The sequence below is a fragment of the Photobacterium sp. WH24 genome (genome assembly GCF_019204055.1).
GTDB lineage: Bacteria > Pseudomonadota > Gammaproteobacteria > Enterobacterales > Vibrionaceae > Photobacterium > Photobacterium arenosum.
This window is the reverse complement of sequence record NZ_JAGSOZ010000010.1, coordinates 193,991-201,793: the sequence shown is the minus strand read 5'-3', so window position 1 is coordinate 201,793 and position 7,803 is coordinate 193,991. Positions and strand designations below refer to the sequence as shown.

9 protein-coding genes are annotated in these 7,803 nt (G+C 51.1%); 8 read left to right on the top strand and 1 reads right to left on the bottom strand.

The annotated features are described in order from the left end of the window. Positions 1–205 precede the first annotated feature (205 nt). The 8 genes from KCG43_RS13950 (at position 206) to KCG43_RS13915 (ending at position 7,274) form a co-directional block, all read left to right on the top strand. Entirely contained in the window at positions 206–1,054 is an 849-nt protein-coding gene (locus KCG43_RS13950; RefSeq protein WP_218385647.1) for an NAD(P)-dependent oxidoreductase, read from the top strand. Between the two features lie 184 nt (positions 1,055–1,238). Then, positions 1,239–2,276 (top strand): S66 peptidase family protein, encoded by a 1,038-nt coding sequence (locus KCG43_RS13945; RefSeq protein WP_218385645.1) that lies wholly within the window; start codon positions 1,239–1,241, stop codon positions 2,274–2,276. A 95-nt stretch (positions 2,277–2,371) separates the two neighbouring features. Continuing rightward, positions 2,372–2,890, top strand: a complete 519-nt coding sequence (locus KCG43_RS13940; RefSeq protein WP_192014131.1) for a hypothetical protein — start codon at positions 2,372–2,374, stop codon at positions 2,888–2,890. A 125-nt stretch (positions 2,891–3,015) separates the two neighbouring features. After that, positions 3,016–3,540: a GNAT family N-acetyltransferase gene (locus KCG43_RS13935; RefSeq protein WP_218385644.1), complete on the top strand. Its 525-nt coding sequence runs from the start codon at positions 3,016–3,018 to the stop codon at positions 3,538–3,540. A gap of 21 nt (positions 3,541–3,561) precedes the next feature. After that, positions 3,562–4,281, top strand: a complete 720-nt coding sequence (locus tag KCG43_RS13930; protein WP_218385643.1) for a cyclopropane-fatty-acyl-phospholipid synthase family protein — start codon at positions 3,562–3,564, stop codon at positions 4,279–4,281. 75 nt (positions 4,282–4,356) lie between these two features. Continuing rightward, positions 4,357–5,187, top strand: a complete 831-nt coding sequence (locus KCG43_RS13925) for a patatin family protein (RefSeq protein ID WP_161455884.1) — start codon at positions 4,357–4,359, stop codon at positions 5,185–5,187. A 39-nt stretch (positions 5,188–5,226) separates the two neighbouring features. Beyond that, positions 5,227–5,760, top strand: a complete 534-nt coding sequence (locus KCG43_RS13920; protein WP_192014125.1) for an ASCH domain-containing protein — start codon at positions 5,227–5,229, stop codon at positions 5,758–5,760. Positions 5,761–5,957: 197 nt separating this feature from the next. Then, the gene (locus KCG43_RS13915) at positions 5,958–7,274 is read left to right on the top strand and encodes a DUF2254 domain-containing protein (protein ID WP_192014123.1); all 1,317 of its coding nucleotides are present in this window, start codon (positions 5,958–5,960) and stop codon (positions 7,272–7,274) included. Positions 7,275–7,280: 6 nt separating this feature from the next. Here KCG43_RS13915 and KCG43_RS13910 read toward each other — a convergent pair whose 3' ends face one another. Continuing rightward, entirely contained in the window at positions 7,281–7,772 is a 492-nt protein-coding gene (locus KCG43_RS13910; RefSeq protein ID WP_218385642.1) for a MarR family winged helix-turn-helix transcriptional regulator, read from the bottom strand. Positions 7,773–7,803: the final 31 nt, after the last annotated feature.

Genomic DNA, 7,803 nt, shown 5'->3' with positions numbered 1-7,803 from the left:
TAATGGTGAGATAAGCACCGAACTCAAGCGCGACATACCTTCAAACTCAGACAGATCATCAGATCCAGAGAAATCCTCCTATTCCCCCAAAGCCAAAGCCTTTACCTCAACCGACTATGCTTATAACTTAAGGACAGGAAAACAGAACGTTTTTTAGCGTGTGCAAACAGGCATGTTTGGCATACCGAACAGACAAGGAGGAGAAATGAAGGTCTTAGTCGCAGGGGGCAATTCGGTGCTCGGATGCTATGTGGTCCGGCACTTGATAGATCACGGTTATCAGGTCTTTGCGCTCAGTCAGCATCCTGAGCAGGATAACCCGCTGGCTATCCCGCTTGCTTTGCAGGATGAACACATGGCAGGGAAATTTGATGCCGTGATCTGCTGTGCCAGACCTGTTATGGCACCTTATGCGCAGGAAAAGCAGGCACCGGATTTTTCGGTATTGATGGACAGCATAGAGCGCTTTGCGAAACCGAATGCCAGAAAGCTGTATACATCAGGTATCGAAGTGTTTGGGTGCGCCGATGAATGTTCACCCGATGAACTCCAGTTTGAGTCCCTGACTGCGGCAGAAAAAGAGGTTCCGGTGCTGAAGAAAGCCATAGAACTGAGCTGGACACCCGTTTTTGTGCCTACTCTGGTGTACGGTGGTCACGAATGCCCGATTCATACTTCACTGAATCGTCGCGAAAGCCTTCGCATTCCTGTCCTGATCCCGTCTTACGGCCTGTATTATGCCGCTCATCTTGATGATCTGGCGGCTTTTCACGTGACCTTAATTGAGAAGGACACGCTGGCGCCGTTTTATTTTCTGGCTGAGGAAAAGCGCTACAGCCCTGAAAACCTGGCTGACATGCTGGTGAAATACGGTTGGGCGGAGGGGGTGAAATGCTTGTCATTGCCAAGCTTTCTCAAACAATACGGCGAAGAGGTACTGGAAGTTGAAACCATGAATGTGAGCGTGCCGATCAGCCCGGATTTCGAGCCGTTCAACAGCCTGTCAGCCTACCTGTCTCAAACGCGGATAACGCCGGCCCATGACCTCCCATAATACTTGTTTGACCGGCACACTCAGTGATGCCGGGATAAGTGAACACTTGCTTTTTATTGATCTGCGATCAGTACAACGTTGAGAAAATGTTATTATGTCATCTGTTACTTATTGAATTGACTTGATTTAATTTCCTTCCGGCGTAGTGTGTGGGCTTTTGTTATATGCGGTTAAGAGAGGCTCCATGCGTTATCCTTCCCCACTGGTTCCCGGTAGTACAATAGCAGTAACAGCATTATCGGCAGGTGTGCCTGAAGATTGTCATGCACGTCTCGATCTGGTTATCCAGGGGTTGCGGGACAGAGGCTTTAAGGTGCTGGAAGGGCACTGCTTACGGGAAAATGCCGGCCATGTCAGTGCTCCGGCGCCAATGCGGGCCAGAGAATTGATGGCGTTTTTGCTGGATGATCGCGTTGATGCCATCCTGCCGCCCTGGGGAGGTGAACTGGCGATGGAACTGTTGCCATTGCTGGATCTGGACTTACTGCGTCACGCCAAACCTAAATGGCTGATTGGCTTTTCAGATATCAGCACTATCTCGTCTGTCTTAACGGCTCGCTGCGGTTGGGCCAGCCTGCATTGTGCGAATCTGATGCAGCTTCATCCTGCTGTGACGGATCCGCTCAATAGCGCAATATTTTCTTTGCTGAGCCTGACTGTCGGTGAATCTGTCAGGTTACAGCAATCGTCCTGCTATGAGCTGGCCTCGGCCAATTATGGCAAGGATCCCGAGGCACAATTCGCTTTCACTCAGCCAACGCAATGGACGGTGTTATCGTCAAACGATGCAGCGAAATCGGTCGCGTTTTCAGGCCGTCTGATCGGTGGCTGCCTCGATACCATGGGCCTGATATCAGGTACCGAGTACCTGAATCTGCCGCAGATGAAAATGCAGTATTCTCAGGACGGCCTGATTCTGTTTCTGGAAAACGCCGAGTTATCGCCAACCGCGATGGCCCGCGTGCTGACGGCAATGAAATTCAATGGTGTGTTTGATGCCGTCAACGGGGTCATTTTCGGTCGGGATGGTTCGCCGCTGAGTCACGGAAAATCACTGTCACATTCTCAGGTTATTCAGCAAGTGCTGGGCGATCTTTCAGTACCTGTCATCCTGAACGCTGACATCGGCCATCTGGCACCCAATATGCCATTAATGAACGGTGCTGTTGCAGAGGTTCATGTAGCTGAAGGACAGGCTTGGGTCCATCAGACATTAAGCTGATCCAGAAGAATGGCAAGTGACTGATACTTCGTGGCTTGCCGTAGCGTCTATACTCTCAGGAACGGATTTACAGCTAACAGGTAAGCCTTGATGCTATGAGAGAAGACAACATGGCCGTGCTGTATCACCATGTTCGCACGGCTTTATCAGACGAACAGTGCCGCGCCCGGTATCTTGAAGAAAAAGCGGCCCGTCTGCTTGGGTTGCATTCCGCTGTCATCGCAGGGTTTACCGTTCTGGTTTTTATTGCTTCTTCATTGTTTGTCCCGCCACAGCATGCCATCGCCTGGCTGGCAGTTATCGCTGTGACCGTGACCTATCTGGGTTTGATATCTGCCTGGAGTTTTCTGTTTCGCCTGCTCAGGCCGGCCGATGTGTATGGTGTGCATTTACCCAACAACTGGCTGGAAGGAATGAAGCAACAAGGTGCGAATGACAATCTTCACCTGGCCGTGGTTCGCTGTTACGAAACCTGGCAGTTGTTACATCAGAGCAATCAGCATAAAAACGCGCTGCTGACTAAGGCTTACCATGAGATTGTATTCTCAGCCTGGTTAATTGCGATCTCTTTACTGCTTTTATTGGCGGCCAATTATCTGGTTGCTGCAGTTTAATCCAAGGCTTTTGCCTGCAACTTGGCTGTTTTGCTGAAATTTTCGCTTAACGCTGGAAAAGTTAGTGGTAAAGTATTTGCCAGACTGAAGGCAATGATTGCCGAGTATTGTGAGCATCAGGAGGGATGATGCAGTTTGTTCATTGTACCTATGAAAAACATGGCGAAGCCATTCTGGCAATTTTCAATGATGCCATTCTTAACACCACCGCACTTTACGAATATCAGCCCCGTACGATGGACATCATGCAAACCTGGTTTGCCACCAAAACGGCCAATCAGTTTCCTGTGATTGGTATTGAAAATGATGCCGGTGAGCTGATGGGGTTTGCCAGTTACGGCTCCTTCCGCGCATGGGCTGCGTTTAAATATTCTGTTGAACACTCTGTGTACATTCATCCGCAGCACCAGGGTAAAGGCTTGGGGCGAAAGCTGATGGATGCCCTGATTCAGGCGGCCCGAGAGCAGAATTACCATGTGCTGGTTGGCGGCATAGATTCGACAAACACTGGCAGCATTGCCTTGCACAAAAAGCTGGGATTCGAATATTCCGGCACGATAAAGCAAGCAGCCTATAAATTTGAGCGCTGGTTGGATCTGGATTTCTACCAGCTGATACTGGATACCCCTAAACAGCCTGTTGCAGGGTAAATCGTGAGATAAGGACATTGGATGTTATTTAACAGCCCACTCAGCCTCGAAAAAGCACATCGACTGATCGACCTACTGAATCTCCACACTGACAGCTATGTTATTGATATTGGTTGCGGGGAAGGGGAATTTTTACTGCGTCTTGCCAGTGCGACAGGGGCACACTGTCTCGGACTGGATATTTCTGAGACCTGTATTGCCGCCGCGAATGCGAAAGCAGAAGCCTTGGGCTTGGCCGATCGCGTGAAATTCGAAGTGGCTGATGCCAACGACTATCCGTTCGCGACACTGTATGACGTGGCTATCTGTATGGGATCGACCCATGCGTTTGGTGAAGGGGATGCGGGTTATACGGCAGCACTGACTCAAATGCAGCAATGGCTGAAACCCCATGGTCAACTGCTGATTGGCGAAGGCTATTGGAAGCAGCCACCGGCCCAGGCGTATCTGGATTTCATTGGTGAGCCGATTGGTATTTATTACGATCACCAGGGCAACATGTCGGTCGCCGAGTCTCACGGCCTGGCCACTGTGTATGCGGCCACCAGTAATCAGGACGAGTGGGATCATTTTGAAGGTTGCTTTCGCCTGAAAGCAGAACGTGCTGTGATGGCCAATCCAGAGGATGACAAAGCGCGTCAAAAGCGTGATGCGGTTCGCGAGTGGAACGCGTATTACCACCAGTTTGGCCGCGACACGATGGGATTTGGTTTCTATTTGTTCATCAAGGACAAGGGTTAATCTAAACCTGTGGCATAAGCACTGGCTGCATAATGGCCAGTCGCTTAGTTAAATCTGGCTTGAAAGGAGAGAGGGATGGCAGTGGCAGAATCACATGCTCTGGTTGTGGAGGGCGGCGCGATGCGCGGCATTTTTGCCGCCGGTGTGCTGGATGGCTTTCTAGAGCAACATTACCGACCATTTGATTTCTGCATCGGTGTCTCGGCGGGTTCCACCAATCTTGCAGCCTGGCTGGCGAATCAGCATGGCCGTAATTACAAAGTGATCACGGATTATTCCTGCCGCCCGGAATTTATCAGTTTACGTAAATTTATTCGCGGCGGGCACTGGCTGGATCTCGACTGGTTGTGGCAGATCACTATTGATGAAATACGCTTGGATCTGGATGCTTTCGACGCACAACCCATTCCTTTGTACGTGGTCACCACCCAAGTCTCTAGCGGAGAGGCCGTTTATACCCAAGCCACGGCAGATAATCTTGAACAATTGCTAAAAGCTTCTTGCTCTGTGCCGGTCGCGTACCGGGATTATCCGCTGCTGAATGGCGACGCCATGACCGACGGTGGGGTGGCAGATTCCATTCCTGTCATCAAAGCCTATCAAATGGGTGCCAGAGAAATCACGGTGATTTTGTCACGCCCGCTGGGCTACCGGAAGAAAACCAGCAAAACGAGCTGGTTTCTTCGTCGTATGCTGGCAGATACCCCTGAGCTGGCGCGGGTGATGATGAAGCGTGCCGACAATTACAATAGCGCCATTGAGTTTATTGAGAACCCGCCTCAAGACTGCCGCATTCATGTTATAGCACCGCCGGCAGAGTTTGATGTCGGCCGTATTACCACAGACAAAAAACGGTTAGATACCGGCTATCAGATGGGATTAGCAGCGGCACTCGCCGGACGATAAGCCTGTACAGAGCACACAGTTAACAACGACAGGGACATCATGATTTTTAACAACTTTGCACCGGCAACATTAGCGGAACAGTTTCAGCTTTCTCCCCAGGCGGCAGACTGCCTGTCGGCTTATCTGGTGACCTTACCGGAAGCTGAAATACCGGCTATTTCAAGTGTCAGCGCAGATTATTTCTGTGCAGACAAAGACAATGCAGACATTTGTGCCGAACTGGTACGAAAAGGAGAAAAGCAAGCCAGCTGCAGTATGAAATACTGGTATCAGATAGGCGGTGAGGAAGGGCCGGAGCCAATGCCGCAGGTCGGCCATTTGCAGGTGGTCACTGACTGGGAGGGCGTTCCGGTCGCGATCACGCAAATTACCCGGGTGGCAGAAGCCCGGTTTAAAGATGTGACCGCTGAGTTCGCGGCGGCTGAAGGAGAAGGTGATAAGTCGCTGCGCTGGTGGCGGGATGCCCACTGGCAGTTTTTCAGCACCGAGTGCGAAGAGCTGGCTATTGAGATGAGCGAAGACACTGTGCTGGTGCTGGAACATTTTCGAACCGTTTGGGCGAAACCTGCCTGATCTATGCAACGAACAGCCGTAAGCCGCGCTGACATCAAGGCTGATATCAGTGGTTTGCTTTTCTGCTCTGCTATCTTTATCTCAGCGGGCAGACGTATGTGCCCGCCATTTTTGCCAGCTGATCTCCAGGGTTGTTGCTGATACACGCACGAGGCTGTCTGGCAAGTCAGGTGATTTCACTTCACGGCAGGGCAGGCATGAAAACACACTGGTTTAATCGTTGGGAAGCGGTAAGGAGCAGTTTCTGGTTCGTCCCTGCCATGATGGTGATTATTGCCGTCGGGCTGGCCCGGATTGTAGTTACTCTGGATCATCAACTGGTGCACTTCTCTCTGGTTTTGCCTGATATCGGCTTCACGGGAGGTGCAGAGGGAGCACGCAGTGTCCTTTCTACGATTGCAGGTTCCATGGTAACGGTGGCCGGGGTGGCTTTCTCTATCACCATAGTGGCATTAACGCTGGCTTCCTCTCAGTTTGGTCCCCGTTTACTGCGAAATTTCATGCGCGATCCGGGTAATCAGTACGTGCTTGGCACCTTTATCGCGACGTTCATCTATTGTCTGCTGGTATTAAGCAGTGTGACCCATTCCAACGGTGATGTGTTCGTGCCTCGCATTGCGGTCAATCTGGCTTTGTTACTGGCCCTGTTCAATGTCGCGGTTCTGATTTATTTCATTCACCATGTGGCGACTTCGATTCAGGCGGATAACGTCGTCAATGGTGTGTATGAGGAGCTGAATCAGTACATTGAGCATTTTTTCCCTGATGAACTCGGTGAGTCTGATCCTGAACCTTTTCAGAGTGATCGCAATCCAACCGGCATGTTTCATCATGTGGTCGCGGCGGACAGTGAAGGTTACCTGCAAGCCGTAGACAGACAGTGCTTATGTCAGCTTGCCCAGCAGTTTGATTGCCGGATTGAATTGGGTTACAGAGCCGGGGCATTTGTCGTAAAAGGTAGCTCAATCGCTGTCGTGCGGTCTGACACTGAGCCGGAAGACGGTCTGGATTCACAGCTTCTTGATTGCATGATTGTCGGGAAATTGCGTACCCCGGAACAAGATCCTGAATTCGCTGTTCATCAGTTGGTGGAAGTGGCCGTCAGAGCATTATCACCGGGTATCAATGATCCTTTTACTGCCATGACCAGCGTTGACAGACTCAGTGCAGTACTTTGCACCTTGACTGGCCGGTCATTTCATCCCGCGCGCTGGTATGGCGATGACGGCCAGCTGCGGCTGGAAGAACCGCCTCTGACTTTTACCGGGATACTCAACGCCGCTTTTGATCAGATCCGCCAGCACGGCAAATCCGATACGGCGGTTACCATCCGTTTGCTTGAAAGCCTTGGCCGGATTGCCAGTTACTGCAGAACGCGTGAGCAGCAAAGTGCCGTTTGTCGTCAGGCCGAAATGATCCTGCGATCCAGTCAGGATTGCCTGAATGAACCACAGGATCTGGCAGACATTGAACAGAGGTTTCAGGCGATACAGGATGAAATGCGTCAATGCTGATTGAGGTTATTTCAATGCTGACTCGTTAGCCAACAGCCATTTTCGCAATAATCCCGCTAGCTGGGCCTGCTCATCTTTGTCTAAGGCCGTCAGCATCTGATGCTCATTGGCAACATGGGCTGTGACGGCTTTGTCGACCAGAGCCTGTCCTGCTTCTGTTAACCACACCTTACAGCTGCGTCTGTCATCGTCACTCGGCTGCCGGTAGATCAACCCTCTGTCGGTCAGCTTATCCAGCCGGGCTGTCATCGCGCCGGAAGACAGCATCACGGTGTGATAAAGCTGGGTTGGCGTAAGGGGTTCGCCAGCTCTGCGCAGCGAGGCCAGAATATCAAACTCAACCTGGCTCAGCCCGTAGCCTTTGAACACGTCATTGATGCTGTCCGTCATTATTCTGTGGGCCCGATACATGCGGCCAATGATCCCCATAGGAGAGCAATCCAAGTCTGGCCGGTGTTCCTGCCATTGAATCAATAGTTTATCGACATGATCTTGCATAGGGTTGTGTTTGTCCGTTCTTCATTGAGTC

Coding starts and splice junctions, on each gene's coding strand:
- KCG43_RS13950 (WP_218385647.1), top strand. CDS start 206: ATGAAGGTCTTAGTCGCAGGGGGCAATTCGGTGCTCGGATGCTATGTG.
- KCG43_RS13945 (WP_218385645.1), top strand. CDS start 1,239: ATGCGTTATCCTTCCCCACTGGTTCCCGGTAGTACAATAGCAGTAACA.
- KCG43_RS13940 (WP_192014131.1), top strand. CDS start 2,372: ATGAGAGAAGACAACATGGCCGTGCTGTATCACCATGTTCGCACGGCT.
- KCG43_RS13935 (WP_218385644.1), top strand. CDS start 3,016: ATGATGCAGTTTGTTCATTGTACCTATGAAAAACATGGCGAAGCCATT.
- KCG43_RS13930 (WP_218385643.1), top strand. CDS start 3,562: ATGTTATTTAACAGCCCACTCAGCCTCGAAAAAGCACATCGACTGATC.
- KCG43_RS13925 (WP_161455884.1), top strand. CDS start 4,357: ATGGCAGTGGCAGAATCACATGCTCTGGTTGTGGAGGGCGGCGCGATG.
- KCG43_RS13920 (WP_192014125.1), top strand. CDS start 5,227: ATGATTTTTAACAACTTTGCACCGGCAACATTAGCGGAACAGTTTCAG.
- KCG43_RS13915 (WP_192014123.1), top strand. CDS start 5,958: ATGAAAACACACTGGTTTAATCGTTGGGAAGCGGTAAGGAGCAGTTTC.
- KCG43_RS13910 (WP_218385642.1), bottom strand. CDS start 7,772: ATGCAAGATCATGTCGATAAACTATTGATTCAATGGCAGGAACACCGG.